The sequence below is a fragment of the Halomonas sp. S3-1-1 genome (assembly GCF_023757625.1).
Taxonomy (GTDB): domain Bacteria; phylum Pseudomonadota; class Gammaproteobacteria; order Pseudomonadales; family Halomonadaceae; genus Vreelandella.
The window spans coordinates 69,683-89,721 of sequence record NZ_JALGBZ010000005.1 but is presented as its reverse complement, the minus strand read 5'-3'; the positions used below and the strand labels follow the sequence as shown (position 1 = coordinate 89,721).

The 20,039-nt window shown below is 57.2% G+C and carries 26 protein-coding genes; 3 read left to right on the top strand and 23 right to left on the bottom strand.

Translation table 11 applies throughout. From position 1 onward, the window contains the following. Positions 1–195: 195 nt before the first annotated feature. From MQW23_RS14985 to MQW23_RS19545, 3 genes are read left to right on the top strand one after another with little or no spacing between them, the layout of a single operon-like run. Complete coding sequence (locus MQW23_RS14985) at positions 196–474, top strand: hypothetical protein (protein ID WP_252109013.1); 279 nt, start codon at positions 196–198, stop codon at positions 472–474. Next, the gene (locus MQW23_RS14980; protein WP_252109012.1) at positions 471–689 is read left to right on the top strand and encodes a hypothetical protein; all 219 of its coding nucleotides are present in this window, start codon (positions 471–473) and stop codon (positions 687–689) included. The genes MQW23_RS14985 and MQW23_RS14980 overlap by 4 nt, the downstream gene beginning before the upstream one ends. Next, positions 686–1,030: a DUF2493 domain-containing protein gene (locus MQW23_RS19545; RefSeq protein ID WP_353653849.1), complete on the top strand. Its 345-nt coding sequence runs from the start codon at positions 686–688 to the stop codon at positions 1,028–1,030. The genes MQW23_RS14980 and MQW23_RS19545 overlap by 4 nt, the downstream gene beginning before the upstream one ends. Before the next feature lie 604 nt (positions 1,031–1,634). On the opposite strand, the gene MQW23_RS14975 is transcribed toward MQW23_RS19545, so the two are convergent. The 23 genes from MQW23_RS14975 to MQW23_RS14865 all read right to left on the bottom strand — a co-directional run bounded on the left by MQW23_RS14975 (position 1,635) and on the right by MQW23_RS14865 (position 20,035). Continuing rightward, the gene (locus tag MQW23_RS14975; RefSeq protein WP_252109011.1) at positions 1,635–2,015 is read right to left on the bottom strand and encodes a DUF4376 domain-containing protein; all 381 of its coding nucleotides are present in this window, start codon (positions 2,013–2,015) and stop codon (positions 1,635–1,637) included. Continuing rightward, entirely contained in the window at positions 2,008–2,415 is a 408-nt protein-coding gene (locus MQW23_RS14970; protein WP_252109010.1) for a hypothetical protein, read from the bottom strand. Before MQW23_RS14970 ends, MQW23_RS14975 begins: the two co-directional genes overlap by 8 nt. A gap of 10 nt (positions 2,416–2,425) precedes the next feature. Continuing rightward, positions 2,426–3,358 carry a hypothetical protein gene (locus MQW23_RS14965; protein ID WP_252109009.1) on the bottom strand — a complete coding sequence of 311 codons (933 nt, stop codon included), beginning with the start codon at positions 3,356–3,358 and terminating at the stop codon, positions 2,426–2,428. Continuing rightward, positions 3,358–4,179 (bottom strand): hypothetical protein, encoded by an 822-nt coding sequence (locus MQW23_RS14960; protein WP_252109008.1) that lies wholly within the window; start codon positions 4,177–4,179, stop codon positions 3,358–3,360. The genes MQW23_RS14965 and MQW23_RS14960 overlap by 1 nt, the downstream gene beginning before the upstream one ends. Next, on the bottom strand, positions 4,176–5,531 hold the full coding sequence (locus MQW23_RS14955; RefSeq protein WP_252109007.1) for a hypothetical protein: 1,356 nt from the start codon (positions 5,529–5,531) through the stop codon (positions 4,176–4,178). The genes MQW23_RS14960 and MQW23_RS14955 overlap by 4 nt, the downstream gene beginning before the upstream one ends. Next, on the bottom strand, positions 5,528–11,326 hold the full coding sequence (locus tag MQW23_RS14950) for a phage tail tape measure protein (RefSeq protein ID WP_252109006.1): 5,799 nt from the start codon (positions 11,324–11,326) through the stop codon (positions 5,528–5,530). The genes MQW23_RS14955 and MQW23_RS14950 overlap by 4 nt, the downstream gene beginning before the upstream one ends. 83 nt (positions 11,327–11,409) lie before the next feature. Next, positions 11,410–11,859 carry a hypothetical protein gene (locus MQW23_RS14945; protein ID WP_252109005.1) on the bottom strand — a complete coding sequence of 150 codons (450 nt, stop codon included), beginning with the start codon at positions 11,857–11,859 and terminating at the stop codon, positions 11,410–11,412. Beyond that, positions 11,856–12,218 carry a phage-derived protein YdaY family protein gene (locus tag MQW23_RS14940; RefSeq protein ID WP_252109004.1) on the bottom strand — a complete coding sequence of 121 codons (363 nt, stop codon included), beginning with the start codon at positions 12,216–12,218 and terminating at the stop codon, positions 11,856–11,858. Before MQW23_RS14940 ends, MQW23_RS14945 begins: the two co-directional genes overlap by 4 nt. 24 nt (positions 12,219–12,242) lie before the next feature. After that, the gene (locus MQW23_RS14935; RefSeq protein ID WP_252109003.1) at positions 12,243–12,752 is read right to left on the bottom strand and encodes a hypothetical protein; all 510 of its coding nucleotides are present in this window, start codon (positions 12,750–12,752) and stop codon (positions 12,243–12,245) included. Positions 12,753–12,833: 81 nt separating this feature from the next. Then, positions 12,834–13,361, bottom strand: coding sequence for a hypothetical protein (locus MQW23_RS14930; RefSeq protein ID WP_252109002.1), 528 nt, complete (start codon positions 13,359–13,361; stop codon positions 12,834–12,836). Beyond that, the gene (locus tag MQW23_RS14925; protein ID WP_252109001.1) at positions 13,361–13,897 is read right to left on the bottom strand and encodes a Rha family transcriptional regulator; all 537 of its coding nucleotides are present in this window, start codon (positions 13,895–13,897) and stop codon (positions 13,361–13,363) included. The genes MQW23_RS14930 and MQW23_RS14925 overlap by 1 nt, the downstream gene beginning before the upstream one ends. 149 nt (positions 13,898–14,046) lie before the next feature. After that, entirely contained in the window at positions 14,047–14,205 is a 159-nt protein-coding gene (locus tag MQW23_RS14920) for a hypothetical protein (RefSeq protein ID WP_252109000.1), read from the bottom strand. 128 nt (positions 14,206–14,333) lie between these two features. Then, positions 14,334–14,789: a phage-derived protein YdaY family protein gene (locus tag MQW23_RS14915; protein ID WP_252108999.1), complete on the bottom strand. Its 456-nt coding sequence runs from the start codon at positions 14,787–14,789 to the stop codon at positions 14,334–14,336. An 84-nt stretch (positions 14,790–14,873) separates the two neighbouring features. Continuing rightward, positions 14,874–15,782 (bottom strand): phage tail tube protein, encoded by a 909-nt coding sequence (locus MQW23_RS14910; protein WP_252108998.1) that lies wholly within the window; start codon positions 15,780–15,782, stop codon positions 14,874–14,876. A 71-nt stretch (positions 15,783–15,853) separates the two neighbouring features. Continuing rightward, a complete protein-coding gene (locus tag MQW23_RS14905; protein WP_252108997.1) occupies positions 15,854–16,282 on the bottom strand; it encodes a phage tail terminator-like protein in 429 nt (142 codons plus the stop codon). Next, on the bottom strand, positions 16,282–16,608 hold the full coding sequence (locus MQW23_RS14900) for a hypothetical protein (protein ID WP_252108996.1): 327 nt from the start codon (positions 16,606–16,608) through the stop codon (positions 16,282–16,284). The genes MQW23_RS14905 and MQW23_RS14900 overlap by 1 nt, the downstream gene beginning before the upstream one ends. A gap of 49 nt (positions 16,609–16,657) precedes the next feature. After that, positions 16,658–16,945, bottom strand: a complete 288-nt coding sequence (locus tag MQW23_RS14895) for a hypothetical protein (RefSeq protein WP_252108995.1) — start codon at positions 16,943–16,945, stop codon at positions 16,658–16,660. A gap of 116 nt (positions 16,946–17,061) precedes the next feature. Beyond that, on the bottom strand, positions 17,062–17,868 hold the full coding sequence (locus MQW23_RS14890; RefSeq protein ID WP_252108994.1) for a hypothetical protein: 807 nt from the start codon (positions 17,866–17,868) through the stop codon (positions 17,062–17,064). After that, positions 17,865–18,302 carry a hypothetical protein gene (locus MQW23_RS14885; RefSeq protein ID WP_252108993.1) on the bottom strand — a complete coding sequence of 146 codons (438 nt, stop codon included), beginning with the start codon at positions 18,300–18,302 and terminating at the stop codon, positions 17,865–17,867. The genes MQW23_RS14890 and MQW23_RS14885 overlap by 4 nt, the downstream gene beginning before the upstream one ends. Further along, positions 18,302–18,772, bottom strand: a complete 471-nt coding sequence (locus MQW23_RS14880; protein ID WP_252108992.1) for a glutamate 5-kinase — start codon at positions 18,770–18,772, stop codon at positions 18,302–18,304. The genes MQW23_RS14885 and MQW23_RS14880 overlap by 1 nt, the downstream gene beginning before the upstream one ends. A gap of 2 nt (positions 18,773–18,774) precedes the next feature. Next, positions 18,775–19,329, bottom strand: a complete 555-nt coding sequence (locus tag MQW23_RS14875; protein ID WP_252108991.1) for a hypothetical protein — start codon at positions 19,327–19,329, stop codon at positions 18,775–18,777. Next, complete coding sequence (locus tag MQW23_RS14870; RefSeq protein ID WP_252108990.1) at positions 19,326–19,637, bottom strand: hypothetical protein; 312 nt, start codon at positions 19,635–19,637, stop codon at positions 19,326–19,328. The genes MQW23_RS14875 and MQW23_RS14870 overlap by 4 nt, the downstream gene beginning before the upstream one ends. Further along, positions 19,637–20,035 (bottom strand): DnaT-like ssDNA-binding protein, encoded by a 399-nt coding sequence (locus MQW23_RS14865; protein ID WP_252108989.1) that lies wholly within the window; start codon positions 20,033–20,035, stop codon positions 19,637–19,639. Before MQW23_RS14865 ends, MQW23_RS14870 begins: the two co-directional genes overlap by 1 nt. Between the last annotated feature and the right edge of the window lie 4 nt (positions 20,036–20,039).

The following is a 20,039-nucleotide window of genomic DNA, read 5'->3' as shown; positions in this document are numbered from 1 at the left end:
AGTTCGTTTCTATAATTAACTGGGCTGCGCTTGCACTGCGGTTTCTTTATAAATCAATAATTTATAGTTACGCCATGCTGGCAATAACCGATATTGCCGCAGATACCGTGCGACCAAAATGCGACCACCAGTCTAAAGCGCTATGCTAGCCATAGCAGTTTGGATTGATAACGCCGATACGGCAGAGGAGTGGTGATGGATATGGATTCAGTTTTCCCGGCAATATTAGATAATGACAGCGATGAAATTAGAGCTGAGAAGTACCAAAAGCAGTCCGAAACATTTGATACCGAAATTTCGCCGCATATTTTTAACTGGATGTCAGATATTGCTGAATCGGCACACCGCGATGGAGAGAGGCGTGCGATAGAGAAGGTTGCGCGCCTCTTAATGACTGAATTGCCAAGCCCAGAATGGAGTGAAGACGAAGTAATCGAATGGCTAGAAGAAAATGTAGATAAGGAGGATCAATGACCATCGACACCACGATTGATCAATACCGCTCGACCAAAGGCGCGATGGAATCCATCATCGACCAGCACATGAATGCCGCGTTTGACGAGATACGCGCAGAGTTTGGCGACACGCCAACGTCGGTATCGCTGCATATTATTGAGCATCACGAGCTAGGGCAGAAATACCCTACAGGGCACTATTCAGGCTGCGACGTTAGCCTAGATGGAGAATGATCCGCTGCATCATCGCCGGAGGCCGCGCATTCAACGACTACGCGCTCATGAAGCGCAAGCTCGATGCGATATTTGCGAATCAGTCGTGCGTCGAGATCGTGAGCGGCGGGGCGAGCGGGGCGGATTCCTTAGGCGAGCGATATGCGCAAGAGCGCGGCTGGCCAATGAAGCGATTCCCGGCAGATTGGGATTTAGGGCGCAGGGCAGGGCCGCTCAGAAACGCGCAAATGGTCGCGTATGCAACGCATCTGGTGGCATTTCCGGGCGGTAGAGGGACGGCTGATTGCGTCAATCAGGCACGAGGGGCGGGATTGTTGGTGCGGGTGATACGTGAGCTATGAGGCGATCCAGTGGCGCAAAGCCATGGAACGGCGCGGCTGGCGGAAATTCACTGATGCCAGCTTGCCGCGCCGCGTCATCGAGTACCACATCATCCGGGGCGACCGACTCTATAGCGGGCGCTGCGATGCGTACAATCCGATCGGCAACGTCGCGGATCCCGGCTCCCAGGCCAACATACTGCGGCGGCGCGACCAGAATCGCGTCGGCGTGTGGCGCTTAGCACAGCGGCCCGCTGGCGAGCGCGGTCAGACCGTGCGTCCAGCGCCCTTATAGTCGGTCAGCTGCACCTGCTGATACCCCACCCGGCGCTCGACGCCGGTCTCGGTGTTTTTCACCAGCACCTGGGCGTGGCTGTACCGCGGTTACTCGAGCGCCTCGTATCGGCCCACGAACTCGGGCCCCGGCTTAGCGGCCACGAGAGTCCCTGGCGGGATGGCCTGCTGTACGGCAGGCGTCCATTTTCTCCCGGGCGGACCGGGCAGCATCGTTGAGTTTGTCGATCTGGGGGGGGGGATTGGGAAATGGCTTGGCTCCTGGTTTTTGGGCACAAAAAAACCGCTCTAGGCGGCGTCGGCGGCGAGCAGCGAGTAGCGAGCAGCGAGGCTAAACGCTCCAGTCCAATCCCTCGACGCTCGTTAGCTCGCCTGATTCAATCTGCGCGGCGTATTCCGCCTCCCGCGCAATCAGCTTGCCGCGCCTGTCACCAATTACGCGCAGCCCGTTTTCAACGCATGATAAAGGGTAGTCGCGGTGGAATTTCCCGGCTGAGTCCTTCCACTTCTCGAACGCCTCCCGGCCCTCCTCGCGGGCGAATTGTACCGACTCAAGCAGCGCTGCCCGATTTGCTGGATCACCAAAAAACGGTACGCCATTGATCACGACGCCCTCCAATTCGGCGAATTTCCTGCGAGACTCGAGATCTTGATAGAGCTTTGTCTTATTTGACTCAGCCGCCTCACCAGGGCTTACCATCCAGTCAGCCATTGCTATTGTCTCCTTTATCAACTAACCGAACCGTCCATCGTCCATCTGCCGGATCTCGCCAATATTCAGCATCGCCAGCAGACAGCATAGCTGACACCTCAGGATCAGTTGCAACAACATAACACTGCTCAGGGTCATAATCAGAAGCGTCAATCCAATCACCTTCCCACCAGTCCGAACAGCACCCAGGTATCTGATATCCCTTAGTCATCTGCCCTAGTATTACGTGCAAGACGCCGTTTTCCCAGAGCATCCCGTAAATGCCCGCGATATAAGTATCTTCATTGCCTACAAATACGGAACCCTCTGTAAACAAAGAAGTGTCAACGCCATTTATTAAGCTTCCGTTGATGTTGTAGGAAACCGGAGTAAGGCCTTTTGCTAAAAACTTGATCTTCATTTGTATATCCTCAATACCAGTAACCGAAAGCGATAGCGCTGTACGTTTGCCCCGTCTTTTTCCCGCTAAAACTAATTGCACCAATAATACAGCTACTATTGTTAGGGGCTTTTGCAACCCCCAATATATCTAAGTCAAGCCTTATTTGAACATGACAAACCGGCTCACTGAAAAATGGTAGCGGGTAATTCCATGCTGTTGCAGAGTTTGACCTGTAGGTGTTCCCATCCACCTGAATAGTGGCGTCTATAGTTCTACCAGCTGAGGAGGAAAGTCTGCAAACTAGCGTCCCGTCTGCATATTTTGTGTAATCGCCATCGCTATTACTACCTCGCTCAATTATCGCACCCGTAGGTAATCCCGATGACTGAGAAACTGTACCCAGGATATTTCTATTACTGTACATCCGCTGATCAGGATATACAGTTAATCCCTCCATTGTTCTGAGAGTCATTCCGTCATTTGAAAGAGCTAGTATTGAGGATTTGTTTGATGACGCCCTGTGCACAACAACTCCGGGCCAAAATGGGGCCAATGGTGTTGGCTCATTGCTGCTAGACAACCCAGCTCCTGCATAAAAATAGCTCTTTTCAGCCGGTGAGTTAAAATTTTCTAGCAATATACCGCTGCCGCCAAGCCCGTATGCCCCCCCCGCCATCAGGTCGCCACTACCACCAACAACGCCTCGGCTATATGCCTCACCAGCCTCATTCGCCAACCCGCTCCCTGGCGCATGAACAATATTCGCCGGGTCTATGCCTTGGCGATAACTATCTATGTCTTGAACGTCCTTATTAATGCTATCGACCGTGGTGTTAATATCGCGGCCTAGTTTTTCAAGCGCGGAATTCTGGCCGTTCTGTTTTGTGACTACTTCCGTAGTGTCGCCAACTTGGAAATTGTACTGCCGAAAATCAGGAACCGGATTAATAAGCGTGGCCATCATGCCTCCTCGAATACGTGAGAGTTTGCCCAGTTGTTGAAGTAGTTGTTTGTTTGCGAAAAGTTAGAGCGTCGTTTGGCGACAAAGGCGTAAATCGCTTCGGTAACGCCGCCCTGTTCGGGGCACATATTGACGTACACCTCTTTTCGCTTGCTGTTTGTCATTAAGTTGAGTGCTAGATCCTCCATGCCGGTTTTTTTCAGCATGTCGAGGTCAAACGAAATGACGCGGGCCGAGCCTTCGCCGACCGAGCGAAGTGATTTACCTGCTGTTCGCACTTGCTCGACGAATTCTTCAAGCTCGAAACCAAGCCCATAGGTCGCATTGTTCTCGGGGGAGTAATACTGGCCCGCGAAAATGCGCCCAATCTGCATATAGCCGTCCGGATTTTGCGGATCCTGAATCGTGATACGGTAGCTGTCGCAGAGCGTGATTTCCGGCAGCCAGATAACGAATTGGCGAACGGGTAGCATCGCTAGATTGCTCGTGCCCCAAGGGTCGACACCGACGACCCACTCGCCCAGCGGTTTGATCTCGGATGGCAAGCGAAACCCGGTATCAGCCACGACTGAGCCGCCCAAAAGCCCCTCAAACCTGACTCGGGCCGCAACGCTCAGGTTGTGTTGATAGATGACCAGCGAATTGAGGTAGGTCGCAGGCATCAGCGTTGCGGTAATGACCTGCTGGTTGAGATTGGCGGAACGCCACACGTAGCTACGCCCCGACCGCTGGGTGTATGCCGCCGGCAACGCGGCGCTCGTTGCTGTTAGCGCAGCTCGATCATGCACATTATCGAATATGATGCGCAGGTTTTGGCTCATAGCCAGACCTCCAGATTGGTTGAGCCGCCGCGCCGGGTGGGGGAGCGGGAGACAGCGATTAGTCGGCACGCGCGGGCGTTTAGCGGGGGCATGTCGATGGCGAGCGTCATGCCAACGTCAACGGGCGGTGTAAACGCCTCGATGCTGTACGTGTCGCGGCGGACACTGTGTAAACCAAGCAGTCGGTTTGTCTCGGTCACAATATCTGATTGACGCTGTATACATGTGTCCCGAGATACTTTTTCGACTAAAGGGTATCCACTGACCGATTGAGATGCCTTATGCTCACTCCATTCGCGCGTCAGCCGAGCGCGTTCGTCAGCGCTGACCACGCCCGCCACGTTGCTCAGCGTCTGATAGTTGCGCCGCCAGCGCAGTGTGAGCGATTGCCATGGCTGCTCAGTGCTGGAGAGCTGGATAGCGGCATCGACGATATCGTCACCCACCATCGTGAGCGTGGCTGACCCGGGAGCTTTGTGCTGCCGGACAATCAGCCGGCCGGTAGCATCCAGGAACCAGTAGGCACCCATGCCATCGCAAAGATCATCAAGGATCTGCCGGCCTGACACCTCGCTGTTGTAGTAGAGTCCCACGCGGTAGCCGGGCATTTCGATCTGCCCGACCGTGATGCCGTACTGCATAGCAACCCACTGAGCGACGCGAGCAGGGGTGTTCGTCTGCTCTTCGATGTCGACTGTCAGCGTTGCGTTATCGAGCCCTGCGCCGAGTACGAACGAGCCGTTTTGCAGGTTTGCCGTGTACGACACGCTGGCGTTGCCATTGGATTTTGGGCGCAGCGACGTGACCGGCAAAAAAGATGCTTTCCACTCATACGGATCAGGTTGCAGCAGATACGCCGGGGCGTTGTAGATGCTGCCGAGCGCGAGCGGTACAGGGCCACCATCGTTGGGTAACTGCCCGGTGTCTATAGGCTCATCCAGCCGAGCCGATTGGTCGTTCATCGCAAACCGTAGCTCACCCTGACGAGCGGTGATGATGCCACCGTTCACACCCTGGGCGAGCAGGCGGAAATCATCACGCGGCCAGTCCGGGCCGCCCAGATACAGACGTATCGGGTGACCCTGCCAGCGTAGCGGTATCCAGTCCGTGAGTGAGCCATCATCGACCATGGCAACCTCACCAAATCCGATCAGGCCATCTATCCGCGTTGATATGTCTATCGCCGCGTCGAGACAGTCGTCATAGATTCGATTAGGGTCGCTGTCGGTGGGTTTTGAGATAAAAGGCGCCGTGGCCACGTACTGCGTGCCGCCAGAATGGTCGAGCTCCGCGAGCAGTACTCGCGGGGCGTCGAGGTCCGACAGCCAAAGATCGTATTCAGCTGTCGTCATGCCAAAGCTCCTCTTTTCTGCAGCCGCATGGTACGGCTCTGATTCTCGGTTTCGCGTAGCTGAGCGTCGCGCTGGCGACGCGCTTCTTGAGCTGCTTTTGCTGTAGCGTTGGCAGTGTCCCGGGTGTTCTGGTTACCTTCGCCCAGCAGTCTCGCTAGCTGCTGGCCCTGTCGCTCAATCGTGCGCTGCATGTCGCGCATCACCTGCGTGACATCGCTGAAATTGAGCAAAGGAAATGCATGAAGCGCCGGGGCTACATCGGCGCGCAAGGCGCCCATTTCACCCATCAGCTCGGCGTGATAGTTGCCCGATGCATATGCACGGAACTCGTCAGCAATACCTCCGGCGCTCGGGGCGATGAACTCGCCTTGGTGCACTTGGGCTAGATGATCTCCAGGCAGGTCCCACGCGCCTGTGGCGTATGCTGGAATCTTGATTCCTGCATCCCTGATAAGACGCTCAGCCTCCGCGATGCGGTTGTCGGCTTTAAAATGCTCCATCCATTCCCGATTGGTCTTGCTCATCGACGCATCGGCCACGCGATCCCAGAACGGGCGAGGCTTTTTTCCGCCAGAGCTGCTGGAGCCACTATTTTTACCGCCGGGGTCCCTGCCTACGTGCTGCTGAATTGACTGCTCAATCGTGCTGAGCGATGCGCCAGACGACCACTGATTGATCCAGTATTGCAGCCCAGGAAGATCAGGAGCGCGACCGAGCGCCCTTTCATACATCTTGGTGATGTCAGAAATTGCGCTTTGACTGCTAGCAGGTTGCTGCTTAGCCCAGAGCTGAACGAGCGTGCTGCTGCTCGACGCGATAGCCTCCAGATAGCTCAGCTGCCCATCGCCGTTAGCATCAATCAAGCCGAATATTTGGCTCAGCGTTTCATCGGTGGCCATCCCATCAAATGCCCGGCTGAATTCGCCGTAATCAATGAGTCCGCTGGCATCAAGGTCAATCTCACTGAATAGCGGCAGAAGCGATTTGGCGATACCGCCGCCGAGCGCATCAAGCCGTGCATTGGTCAGCTCCTGGCGACTTATGAGGCCATCGCCATTGCGGTCAACCCTGGCAATGAGACGATTGATTTCAGCGTCAGTCGCATGCGGCCGCAGAGCAGCACGCACTTGGCTTTCAGTCAGAACCGTAGTACCAAGACGGCGCATTTCCTGATGAATGACGCTGTTTAAACGATCAGTAGCGCTCCACTCCGCTGTTGTAGAGCGTTCAATCGCTGATACAACGCCATCGCTATTCAGATCGAGAATGTTGGTTAACCGCTCGGTTTGCTCATCAATTGCTTTGCGGAACTCATCGGCCAGAAAATCTTCCGGCGTCAGCTGCTCGGGCAAGCGCAATAGCGCATCGCGAATCTCATCAATCCCATTAACAGCGCCAGTGCCGCTAGCGTACATTTCGCGCAGATTTTCGGCATAGCGGTCAGCGTACTGCGTGATCGACTGCTGGGCATTGCGGTCGCCGCCCAGCGCCTTTTCGTACTGCGCCCAGAAAGCAGAATCGGCAGCATCGAGCTGTTCACGCGGGGTTCCTAGGCCCGCATCCGAAGCATTCAGGCCGTCAATCCACCCTTGGATGCTATTACCTAACGACTGCCACTGCTCGCGAGCGCGGGCCATGGCATCGCGCTCTTGATTGATGGTGCGGATGCGCTCTTCTTGCTGACGATGCAGGCCATCCAGATAATCGCGTTCATCTTGAATGGCGTACAGTCGCTCCTGAATAGCTCTATTGCTGGGATCCAGCGCAGCTAATTCGCGACGACGCAACTCTTCTGTATCGCCTAGCGCTGTCAGCAACTGACGCTCCAGCTGCTCGCGCTCACGTAGGATATTGGCGGCATTATCGATAGCGCTGCCAGTTCCGTTAGCGGCATCAGTCGCTTTGTCGCTACTCGCAGCAATGTTGTCCAGCGCGCCACGTAGGGATAGTGCGCCGTTCGTTATTTGGCTGAACCAATAGGCCAGGCCAACAGCATCAGCCTCGCGCCCCAGCGCTGACTGATACTGCTGACGAATCGCGTCTTTAACAGCCTCGTTGCTCTGAGCGAGTGCGGGCGCAAGAGCCATCAGGTCATAAGCCAGCCGCTGGCCAGCCTCGCTGTTCAGGTTCTGCGCCTCTACTAGCCGACGAAGATGCTCAACGCTGGTGATGTTCTCGCTCGTCAACGCATTCAATGAACCTCGCACGTCCTCGAGGCTGTGCTGCATGCGCTCGTTATCGCTGAATACTGCCTGGTAGTAGGCCTGCTGAATGTTTGCCAGGTTCTCGACACCGCCTGCGTATTGCGCGAGTGCATCGGCCAGGCTGAGCGCGTTCTGCGCGCTGGCGTCGTATTGCAGATTGAGTCGGCCGCTGGCTGACTCAACGAGGCGCATGGCCTCGGTCGCTGTCACGACTCGGCTAGTCACTTCCTCGGCGCTCAGACCTAAACCGCGAAGAGACCCCGCAAACTGGTTATCAATTACGCCCGCAATGTGCAGCGTCCGGTTGGACAGCATGTCAGTGGCAGATTGCGCGTTGCCAGCGGTGACGATGAAGTGGTTTGCTGCCTGCGTCATCGCATCCAGCTGCTCAGGTGAGCGCGCCACACTGGCCAGCATGTCGTCCATAGCTGCGACGCTGGCCAGCCATTCGCGCTCCTGTTCGATACCGCCGAACAGTTCGTCGCTTCGACGGGTGCCTCGGCTGAATCCGACGGCGCCGAACGCGCCTTGGGCGTAGGAATCATGGCCGAATTGATCGGCGCTGCCGTAGGTGCTGACATTGAGGCGCGGCTTCGTTTCGCTACCGAACAATCCGCTGATCGCGCCAGTTATTTTACCGCCGAGCAGAGAGTCGATAGCCAGCCCGCCCGCAATCCACGGCATAGCCGCGCTGACGCCTGCGGTGATCGACGACATGATTCCCGCCGAGCCAATGGCACTGCCGGTCGCGGCATTGGCGTACAGGCCACCCGCAGAGGCGCCAGAGCCCATCAGAGAGGATCCGGCACTGAACACACCATGGGCCGCGCCGATGGTGTTACCGAAACCGCCGCGCCCGCCCTGCATTAGCCCCTGAATATCCTGGGTGAATCCGACCACAATCGGCTTCAGCGTGGCCTGGTAGGCCAGCTCAGAGAGTAGACGCTTAAATCCATCAAGAAGCTGATCGGCAAACGAATCGAACGAGTCGAAAGCGCCTGCAAAGGCATCGGCAAATGTCTCGTCGATGCGATTGGATGCCTCTTCCCACGCCCGGGCCATTTCCTGCGCGGCCGGGTCGGCCTCGAGCGCGAGCTGCTGCATCTCGTCGCGCACGTTGCCGATCATGCGGGTGTACTGCTCGCCGGTCACGTCGCCCCGGCGGTAGGCCGCGTTGATGTCGTCGATGGCTTTGGTGAGCTGCTGACCACGAGCGAAGGCTCGGTCGTACTGGTTGCTCAGATCCTCGACGCGCTTGATATTCGGATCAGCCGCGCGCACGGCTTCGTTGTAGTTCCGTGCAGCCTGGCCGATAGCAGCGTAGTATTCGAGTGCACTCTTGGTGCCGGCCTCATACGCCACCGTCAAACGTGCAACGGTGTCGTTGTAGTCCGCCATCGCAGCGCCGGCAGGGGATAGCTGCTTGTTCAGGTCAGCGTAGGCGCTGATCGAGTCGTCGAGCACGCGCTGGCGTTCGCGCTCGGCTTCGTTGGCGGCTTTGGTGGCGTCAGACAGTTTGTTGGTGGCCTCGCTCGCAAGGCGCGTTTGGTCGGCTGTCGTTTCGACGCGCTCGCCGTAGACCACCATGGCATTAGCGCTTTGCTCAATGCGGCTGGCTACTTCGCCCTTGGCGGCGGCGAGCCGCTGATTGATCTGGATAATGCGGCCTTCTGCCTGCTCAACAGCGCGTAAGCCGTTCAGCTCCGCTTCATACCCGCCGCGCTCCAGTGTCTGGAACATGGCCCGAGCGCCTTCACCCTGGGTACGCTCGGCGCGCAAAGCCGCCAGTTCTTCGCGAGCGTGCGCTGCCTTGAGCGTCGCTGCGTCCAGTTCGGCATGTAGATCGCTCAGAATGCCGGTAAAGCTATCGTTGGCTAATCCGCTCAGCTCGCTGCGGAAGTCCATAACCTGTTCTTCGGTCAGGCCCACGCGCTGGCTGGTGATGTTTAGCTCGTCGCGGAAGGCGTAGAGCAGTCCGCCAGCCCCGATGAGAAGGCCGAGGGGGCCGCCTACAAGGGTCAGCGCACTGGTCGCCGCTCGACCTGCCACAGCGAGGCCTCGGGCGGCTACGGATGCGCGGTTCATGGCCGCTGCCTCAGCGTTGATCGCCACCGTGTTGGCTGCGGATGCCTGAATAGAACGCTGACGCTGAATGTTCAGCGCATTCAAAGCGGCAGTATGCGCAGCCGTGCCTTGTGTCGCCCGCGCTTCAGCCATGGCTCGACCGAGCAAACGTTTTTCAGCCAGCGCTTCTGCGGCTGTCCTGCGAGCCACTGCGGACGCCGCAGACGCTTCGGCAGTAAGGCGCGCTTGTGCAGCGGTGACGCCTTGCATTTGCGCCCCGGCGGCGGACAGTAAGGCGGTCGTAAGACGTGCGCCCCCTACAATGGCTAGCACCTCAAGCGTCGATACCAGCGATTGAGCTGTAGCGAGGAATTTTTCGCCATCTTGGGTGCCGGCTGCCCACTCGTCACCCATACCGTTGAAGATTTGAACGACCCCGGTGCCGGTCTTGATCATAGCATCCAGCGTTTTGGTCAAACCTGAATCACCGAGCTGCAGGTTTGATTCAGCGATAGCAGAACCCAAGCCCTTGAAGGCGCCGCCAAGGTTGTTGGTCATGGTCTCGGCTGCCTGTTGGGCGAGACCATCAACCTCTTGAAGAGCTGCTATTTGTTCTCGGTAAGCTGGCAGCCCCTTAATCAGGGCATTAGCGCCTGCGGCTGCCGTTTCACCAAAGAGTTTTTGGCTTTCTGTTGCGCTTAGGTTCGCTCCTGCAAGCGTCTCAAGCACCGGGATGAAGCCGCGAGCTTCAATATCCAAGTCTGAGATAGCGATGCCTTGCCTCTTAAGCATTTCCACAGATTCGCTGGATATATTGCTGAGTCGTGCAAAGACCGCAACTAGACTTGTGCCCGCACGACTTCCTTTTGCGCCTGTGCCAGAGATTCTTCCTAGTGCCGCAACCGTTTCTTCGAGTGAAAGTCCGAAGTTAGCTGATTGGCCCGCTGAGTACGAAAGAGCTTCGCCCAGCGCAGATACATCGGTTGTTGCCGCCTGGCTTGTTGCTACAAGCACGTTACCTATGCGGCCAATGTCAGAAATCCGTAAAGACATTGCCTCTAGTACGTCTGTCGCAAGATCCGCCGCTTCACCCAAGCCCAGCATACCCGCTTGAGCAAGGCGCATTACTTCAGGCGTTGCGCCAAGAATTTCGTTAACTTCCAGACCGCCCTGAGCGAGAAACTTTTGCGCTTGCGCGGCTTGGTTGGCACCGTAAGCGGTTGTCGCACCCAGAAGGCGGGCCTGCTGCTCTAGACGCGCCAGATCCTCAACCGAGGCGCGAGCCACTGCCTGCAATCCCGATACTTCGGTCTGGAAGTCTACGATCGTGCTGATCGTGCTCTTGAAAGCGGCACCCGCACCGATAGCAGCAAAAGCCGCACCAAAAGCCATTGCTCCTTTCTGAAGCCCCGAGAAAGCTTTTTCGCCCGCAGCCTGCGTTCTTCCTAAATCGCTTTCCAGCCGCTTTAGTGAGCCTTGGGCGCTGCGGCTGTCAATTACTATGCTCAGCCTCGATTCGTAAGACATGCCGCCTCCAGAAACGAAAAAGCCCGCTCAAATGGCGGGCAATAAAAAACCGCCCGGAGGCGGCTGTGGGTCATTGTGTCGCTTTAGCTATTCTGCGCTCTTAGCTTTTCTCTGCATTGGACGCGGTAATCAATTTGCTCTTGCGTGATACCAGGTACTTTGTCGCTCGAAACATATAGCACTCCGTAATCTTCTGTATCTATTGTTGTCATATAGCGGAGGTGGCAGCCAGAGCCCCCCTCTAATACCGGTCCTGTTTCAACCACTCTATAGGGGAGGTTTTCGGTGTTTTCGGGCAGGCAATGGCCTTTGTCATAGGCTTCCCATAGGGAAGCCATTGCCTCGTCAGTAGCCTCGCCTATGCCAATCTCATAAAGCTCTACTGAGTCGCATATGTAGCTCGCGTATCTTAATACCCCTTCATCCCCAGCGGTAATAGATGTATCTGGCTGGGGAGGGTTGGGCGTGTATGCTTCATCACTGCATCCAATCAGCATCAGCGTGCTCAAAAAAAGCGCGACAACCCTCATCATTTGCCACCCGTTTTGCGGAAGTGGTAGGACAAGCGCGACCGGCGAAGAATGTCGGCAGATAGATCCATGTCTGTCTTGAGTAGCTGCCTGGCAGCCTCTTTCGAGAAAGGGATAGCGACGGTGTTGCCGTGCTGATCCTTGCCATCGACTTGTTGCCAGTCCTTCATGACCTCGTTAGCCAAAACGTCGCACTGCTTCCATACGATGTCCGTTTGGGCTTCACCTCTGGCTTTGCCGTCGCGCTCGATCTTCTCGATTCGCTCGGCAGCGCTATCGCTCAGATAGGCAATCTTGAACATGCCGCCACGGATATCGTGCCAGACACCGCCTTTTACCTTGGCCATGTCGTAGGCTGTCATGTCTAGGCTCATGCTTCCCCCTTGTTATTCGTATATCGACGGATCAAGCACGCCCATGATGACTGCCGTCATGGCCTCATAAACATCATTAACTTCGGAAGCATCCCTGAGCCTCGCCTCGACGCAATCAACATCTTGCCGATCTGCGGGGCAAATGCTGGCCAAATAAGAGCCATCTACTCGCTTTAAGCTGATCACTACCAGCACCCAAGCGCTAGAAAGTGAACTCTTGGACTCTTTGATTTTGACGCCTATAGAGGCTGACATAACATCGCCTACGAGGCTTGCCTGCTTATCCTGTGGTGATCGCTCAAACTTGTCGTAGCCTTTATATCCATAGGCCACTTCTGGCTTTTCATTCAAAGGCGCGCCGCCGGACACGTGATCCGCATATCCGCTTACCACCACATCAAGAATGCGTTTTAGATCAGAGAAGTAGGAATACTGGGCGTCCCTTTGATTCTTAAACGCTTGCTGCATATCTTGATACGACGCCATCGCGGAGGCCTCTTTTTCATAAAGTAGAGCTGTCATGTTATGCACACCTCGGGATGGCGTCTAGTTTTGCTGAGCAAAAGACTAAGGGCAGGGGAGGCCTAGGTGGGGTTTGGCGGGCTACTTAACCACTTCAAGCCCTCGGCTCTTGGCGGTGAGTCGTGCCTGTACTTGGTCGAAATCCTCGCCGGTTTCCATCGACGTAATGAGGACTTGCGCCATTGAGTGGCCATGCTTCTCCTCATAAGCCCTGGAGGCGGCTATAGACACCTTGGCAGCCACTGACGCCATTGCGCTAGATACAGTACTTACGCATGGGTTATGGGGCCGCCAGTCGGGGATAATATCAGCCTCAATATTGATACCCATCAGCACCTCAATGCGGGCCATCCAGTCGGCGTAATGAAGGTATACCGCTGTAGGCAACTGGAAGCGGTCATCGCCACCTACCGCCTGAGTACAACCCGCCTCCTGAAGAGGCGGGGTAATAACTTCACTCCAGACGCGCTGAATTTCTATGTGGTGACCATCTCTTTCAAGCGCTTCGTGTATCAGTCCAACCAGAAAGGGAAGGTTGATCATGGCGGTCATAACATCCTCGCCAAGCATGAAGCGCTCTATGGCTTGTTCTTTGGTCAGCCAGTCCATTACGCCACCTCGCTGATAGAGTAAGGCGCATCAAGGAAGGGGATGGGAAGCTGCCCCTCCTGCTCCACGATTTCAATTTGTTCTTCGAGGTCTCGCTTGTCTTGCTTCCAGCGGCTTAGCCCGCGCCCGCACAGGCTAGCGGAGTGCTGACCGGCTTTGTAGAGCGCCGTCAGTTCATTGCGGCGGTGATCATAGGAGCGCAATCGATCTGCCATCCAGTTGAAGGCATTGATATACGCTTCCTTAATCACATCAGCCTTCTCTCCAGTGAAGCCGAAGGCCAAGAAAAAGAACCCGTCACGCGTTATTTTGTAGACTGGCGTTCTCTTTCCGTTCTGCAACTTATTGATATGAAAGCAAAGCGCAAAATTGCGCTCCGCGAACTCCTTGGAGCATCTCAACGTCTTGATGCGCCTCAGCACATCTTTATGCCGCTTACCGAAATACTCAGCGATTTTCATTGAGGTAGTGACAGCAGCGCCATTATCGGCAGCTACCATGTGGGCATATTCTGATTCAGAGATGATGTGTTGCATCGTTAATACCTCTTAGCGATAGAGCCTGTTGCCCAAGAGATGCCAGCCCAAGAGAGGCCCGATGCAGCCACCGGCACTCCTCCAAGCTCCATCCTGAGAGACTCTTGGTTGATCGCGCCGGGCATGGCGCATACGAAAAAGCCGCCCGGTCAGGCGGCCTTGTTCTCGTCTTTCGGCTGATTGATTTCCCGAAAGGCGTCATCCATGGCGATTACCACAGATAGCGCCTCGTCGGGATCACACGGCCACTCCAGCCGCTCGGCTAGGTCAAGCACCGTAACCGGGTTGATCGGCGTGATACCGCTCATACCCGGCTGCCGTGTGCGGTGAAGTATGGAGAACGCATTCATCCAGAATGACGTGCGCTCATCCAACTCCGGGGCGTCCGGTTCGACGCCCAAGAACTCGCAGTCTGTTGCGTATTCCTCCTGCGCCTCTAGGAGGCTTTGGCCTTCGCGCTGGAACTGGCTTTGCCAGCGGAGGAAGCTCGAGGCTTTTTTGCTTGGTTATCGGTTTCTTCGCGGTCGAAGCGCTCGAGGTCGACGGCCTTTTGTGCGATGTACGGCACCACGTCCGGGCGGTTTTGCAGCAGGTCAGCCACGGCTTCGATGGAGTAGGCCACCGGCTCTTCTTCGCCGTCTGCGTTCAGCGCTGTTACATCGCGCCAATCGCGAATTAGGCCTTCGGCGACAAGTTGGGCCTCCTTGCGGTCCTCCTGCTCGGCGGTCAGCTCGCGCCCAAAATCCTTCTCGTAGCGCTTGTCCAGCTTGCGCTTCACGTCGCGATAGACAGCGTTGTGCATCCGGGCAATCTTGAACTCGCCGCCCAGAATTTCGCACCACTCGCCGTCTTCAAATTTGGATGCGTCGTATTTGTCAATGCGGAATGCCATGGGTATTTCCTCTATCCGTTAGAAGTATCAGTCCGTTAGAAAAGAGGCCCCGCGCCACGGACAAGCAGCGGCGGGGCCAAAGAGTTACGCGCCGGCTTCGGCGGGCACGGTGCGGGTTACGGTGATCATTTCGCCATTCTCGGCAACAGCCGCCGTACCCTCGATGCTCATGTCCAGAATGGCGTCGAGTGCGCCAGAAGGCGGCTCGGTGGACAGATCAACGTGACCCAGCGCGAAGTCGTAGGTGTAGCCGTTCGCGCCCATCATGAACGACATTTCGATGGGTTCGTTGGCGATGGAGCGGCGCCAGAGGTCGAGCGAGGACGAAGCCATGCGGACGGTGCCTGTGGTTGTGATATCCGAGCTACCTAGGAAGTGGTTCTGGAACTGCGAGCCGATGCACTGATCGGTTTGCAGGTTGGCGTTGATCGTCAGGCCCAACGATTTGAAGCAGGTATTGACCAGCGGCGCACCATCGACCAGCACGCCATTCAGGTTGCTCGATGCGTCGAAAATGATCGTGGTGGTTTCGTCGAGGAACGTATCGCTGCTCGGGTCGTAGTCAGCATCAACTGCGCGGCCCATGAATGTGATCTGACCGGTGATCTTCTGGCCGGAGTCGGCAGAAATCGAGAACTGACCCACTTCCATGTCGGTGAACATGATGTGCTCGTCGCTATCCATGTAGCTCTTGAGTACGTCGAAGCGCACCGGCGTAGTGCCGACGGTCAGCACGTTGTCGACCCAGCTCGTGCATAGAGCAGCGGCCAGAAAATCGTCGTATGAGCCAGCGCTCAGCTCTACGTCCAGGGTGCCGCCGGCGGTGATCGTCGTGACTTTTTGCCCCGAGCGCTGGCGATCCGAGCGAATCTCGTCTGAGCGCTGAACCTCAGTGCCCGCTGTCAGTGCGTCGTTGGTCCGGCGCAGGATTTGCCAGGGGCCGCTACTGCCGGCGGCGCGGTAGGCGATGCGCACCAAATTGGATGCTGCCATATCGTGTTACCTCGTGGTGGTGATACAAAAAAACCGCCACGAAGGCGGTTGGTGGTGGTGCTGGGTGGGCGCTATCCAGCCCGGAAGGGGCAGGTCACGTTGTATTGGTACCAGCCGTCAGTCGGTCCGACACGTTGAGCCGATGCTGCAAGCGTTTCGAAGTTGCCGTCCTGGTGGTACTCGAAGTGCTGGGCGAGCGAATCTGCTAGTAGGGCGGCTGGATGAGAACCCTGATGCTCGGGCGTAAAAATCTGAAAACTGATGAGCCCCGTTCGGCGAACGCAGGGAGCGCTACCGACGCCGGCGGTGAAGCTGCTGCCATGCTGGATCGTACAGCGCACCCATGCCGTGCTATTCCTGATGGCATTGGTAACGTCACGCGTGTCTCTCGCGTCCTGCGTGTTAGGTGATCGCGATCCGTCATAGAGCACCGGCACGCCATCCCACGACGCCAAGCGGGACTCAATGGCGATTCGGATGGATTCAAATGAGGGATTCATCAGCCAAATTTCTCGTTGAGGTCGTTAGCAGTCAGGCCGTATATACCCTGCGGCGCCTGCGTCGAGCTGCCGCTTTCCAGCACCTCGCCATAGGGAGTGGTATTCACGGCATAAAACACGTCGCCGGGGCGCAGGGCGGCAATAGCTCGCCGGGCATTGGCCAGAATCTCGCTGCGGCTAGGGTTTCGCCGCTCGGGGTCGTAGGTTTCGTCAGGCTCGTTGACCGAGAAGTTGTTGTTCGCCAGAAAGCGGCTCGTGTCCTTGGGCGACCGGTAGATAACGCCGCGCGCGGCTTCTTCTGATGCCGATGTCATCGTCACCATCATCTGCGCTCGAGACTGATCGGCAAACCCGCTGAGCGGGCGACTCCATCCTCTAGCCATCGTCTACCTCCGGTTCGTCGGGAATGAGCGATAGACCAAGCCGCTGCAAATGCTCGTTTGCCGATTCAAGACGGCCGCCCAGCGCAACCGCGATGATATCCGGCCCTGCCGGCTGATCATTGATCGACAGCATGGCCTGGCCGGCACGGGCTTTATCAAGGTCGGCATCAGGCGCGAAGCCGGGCGCTACTAACTCACTGCCGGCGCCGTCCGTGAATGCCTGCTTAACGACTGTCGAGGCCACGCTGTAGCGGTTTCCATCTGCGTCCTGGTAATCCACTGAGTCGAACGTGTTTCGATCTGCCGGAGACTCGCCCAGAACGAGCGCGAGCGCGTTGCCCAGCGCTATATGCTACTCAGGCACCGCAATCGTTGCGCGATAGATGTATTCCGTACTCATTGGCGTAACCCCGCTAGGTAATCAAGAATACGCTGCTCTTGAGACGCAGAAACCTTCACCTCCATCAACATGATCCCGTAAAAGTCCATGTCGACAGACGATCCGCCATCCGGGTAAGCAAAGATGGAGTTCACACCATCAAAGCCTGCCGTATTGGCTGCGGCGCTGTTGGTGTACTCCTGTAGCACGTCATTGGTTCTGATGCTGACTTGACCGCCGCTCACATTCACACGCTGAGAAGGCGATGCATTGATACTGATTCGCGCTGGGGTGTCGATGTACGTGAAACCCTTTCGCCAGTTGTGGTCACGGAAGTGGAAATATCCCGCCCCATTGCCTGACAGAAAGATCGATGTGCCAGACGTTGATTTGCTCACCGACGCTACAAAAAAGGCCCCGTTGTTCAGGTTTAGCGCGGGAATCCTGTAATAAGCACCGCCTGCCGCATCGATCCAGTGCAAGCCATTGCTCGTGCGGTAAACCCCGCGATTGGCGCTGACATCCTGAGTAGCGTGTCGATTGTTGCCACTAAGGTCGTCTATTCGCCCAACCGGGTCGCCATCCGCAATGACCGGGATCGTTGCTGCCGAGTCCTGCCAAAGCGCCTGCTGGCCAAGCACTGTTGGGCGAGGAATGTAGACCGAGCCAACCTGGCCGGCGCCGAATGAGTCAGCGATTATTGCAGACAGCTCGACATCACCATTATCGGGCGGCTGGGCGCTCCAGACGATCTGCCCACCCAGCCGGGCCTCGAGCGCGTCCTGCCCGCCGATGCGCAGAGCCTGAGCGTCGGCGAGCCTCATGCTGACACCAGCACGTAGAGGGTATTTGGATCTTCCTCGGCTGGGTATTCGGTCACCACTGCAATGGTGGTGAAGCCCACTGCCTGAGCCGCCGTATCGGCTTTCTGGCCTTGCTCAGCGGTTGCGAAGTCGCCGGTATCGGCGGCAGCGGCTGTGCCTAACGACGGCGTGCCTACCAAGTCATCGTATTGGCCGCTCGTTGCCACTGTCGCCAGTTCACCCGGCTGGACAGCGGTTTCTGCTATTTCGCCTTGAGCTTGGGTGGCGTAGTCCGTCGCTTCGGTGAATGCGGCATTGCCGAATACAGGCAGGCCCGACAAGTCGCTGTAGGCGCCCGATGTAGCCACTGGCGCTGCACTGGCGGCAGGTAGAGCGGCGTTCGCCGTGGCAATCAGGCCGTCAATATCAATCTGCCGGGTATCAAAATCAGCCATCAGGCGGCCTCCACTAGTACGTTGCCGTTCAGATCGGTCAAAACGACGTTATTTCTGTCCACCAGAACCAGCTCCATGAGCGGCGGCGTGCGCGTCCCGCGACATTGCAGCGACCACGTAACCCGCGCCGGGTCTTGCTGCACGTCGATGACTTTAAGCCCGTCGATGTAGTCGTCCACGGCGGGGGTGATGGGCTGACCATCAGCGCCAACCAGCTCGCTTTGCAGAATCGTGACTTTGACATCCGTCGATAGGATCAGCGATTGATCGACGATCTGCTGGCTGAAAGAGCCGAATACGCCGCGTCCACGGTAGGTCAGCGTTTCTTCCGCGTAACCCCCTACGTCCACGTCATAGTCATCGGTCGAGATAGTCCGACGCCCGCGCAACGGCTCGACGGCATCAGCCAGCCCGTCCTCGTCATCGAACGCCTCGGCGATGTCGGCCTGGATCTCGTCGCGTAGGCCCATGGCTACACCGTCCGTTCTTCAAACTCGATGCTAAAAACGCCCTCGAGGGCCATGCTTTCCAGCGATTCGATTTGAACGAAATACTCGCCAGCGGCGGCGACCAGCTCATCGGTCACGGTTTTGCCGATGGAAACCGCTGTTTTGTTGCTACTGCTCGAGCGTGCGCGTGTCACCAGGCTGACGATGCCGCCAATGGTGTCTACTGAACCGTCTCCACCCAGCTCTACCGTCGCGCTAGGCTGTCCACCAGCGCCGCCCGAATTGTTGCTGGCGAACAGGCCGCTGAGAGGCGACTCCATTGCCGACCAAGGACCGATACCGGTAGCGCCACGCCATGCGCGAAGTCGCGCCACGCCCAGGTCATTGTCGAGAATCATCGACGTAACCGTTACGTCGGATGGGAAGTTGAGGCGAATCCAGCGGCTCTCGCCAGCAGGCACGCTGTACTCGTAGAACGCCCGGTAGCGGACGCTGAGACCGGATGAACCAACGTCAACTTGCAACCGGCCCTCGGGAGTAATGATCTGCCGCAACAGTTTCAATATCGGGTAGCTCATGCGGGCACCTCTGTCGGGTCGCTGTCGTGGATCTCGACCGTCACGCCACCGGTGCGCTCAACCTGAACGCGCGCTTTAGCGCCGGGTGGGATCATGAACGAATCGACAGCAGGCATCCGATAAGCATGTCCGGCCACGTCGACCCATTCGCCGCTCTCTGCCAGGCACTGAACCTGCGCGGTGCCGTAGCTCGAACTCGACGCCGACGGCGCAAACTGGCCGCTCAGCACGATAAAGAACGGCTGGCTGTAGGCCGTAAACTCCTGCGTCACGCCGCTGGCGATCGGGTCGGACGTAAAAATAAGCATCAGTGGGCTCCATATCCGACGATGATCGACATTTTGGGGGCGACGTAGGGTTGGATGAGCGCTAGGGCAAACTGCAGTCGCTGGGGTAGCGATGCATTATCACCGAACGTCGCCGAGGCATCCGCGAACTTCTTCTGGCTTTCGACTTCGCCCGCCTTGACGCGCTTCTCAGTCACCGCGCCCTGGGCATGCTCGACGTAGAGCTGGCCCTCGGCGGCGGCAGCGGCCACTTCGCAGCCTGCGGTAACAATCTCAGCCGGTATGGGCTGGGCATCGCTCACACCCTTAGCGGTCAACCATGCGTTGGCCATGGCGACGTAGCGCGGCTTGCTGGCTGTTTCGGCCCACGTCTCGCCCAGATAGGCGTCAACGTCAGCAATCGTGATGTAGGTCGCCATGGCG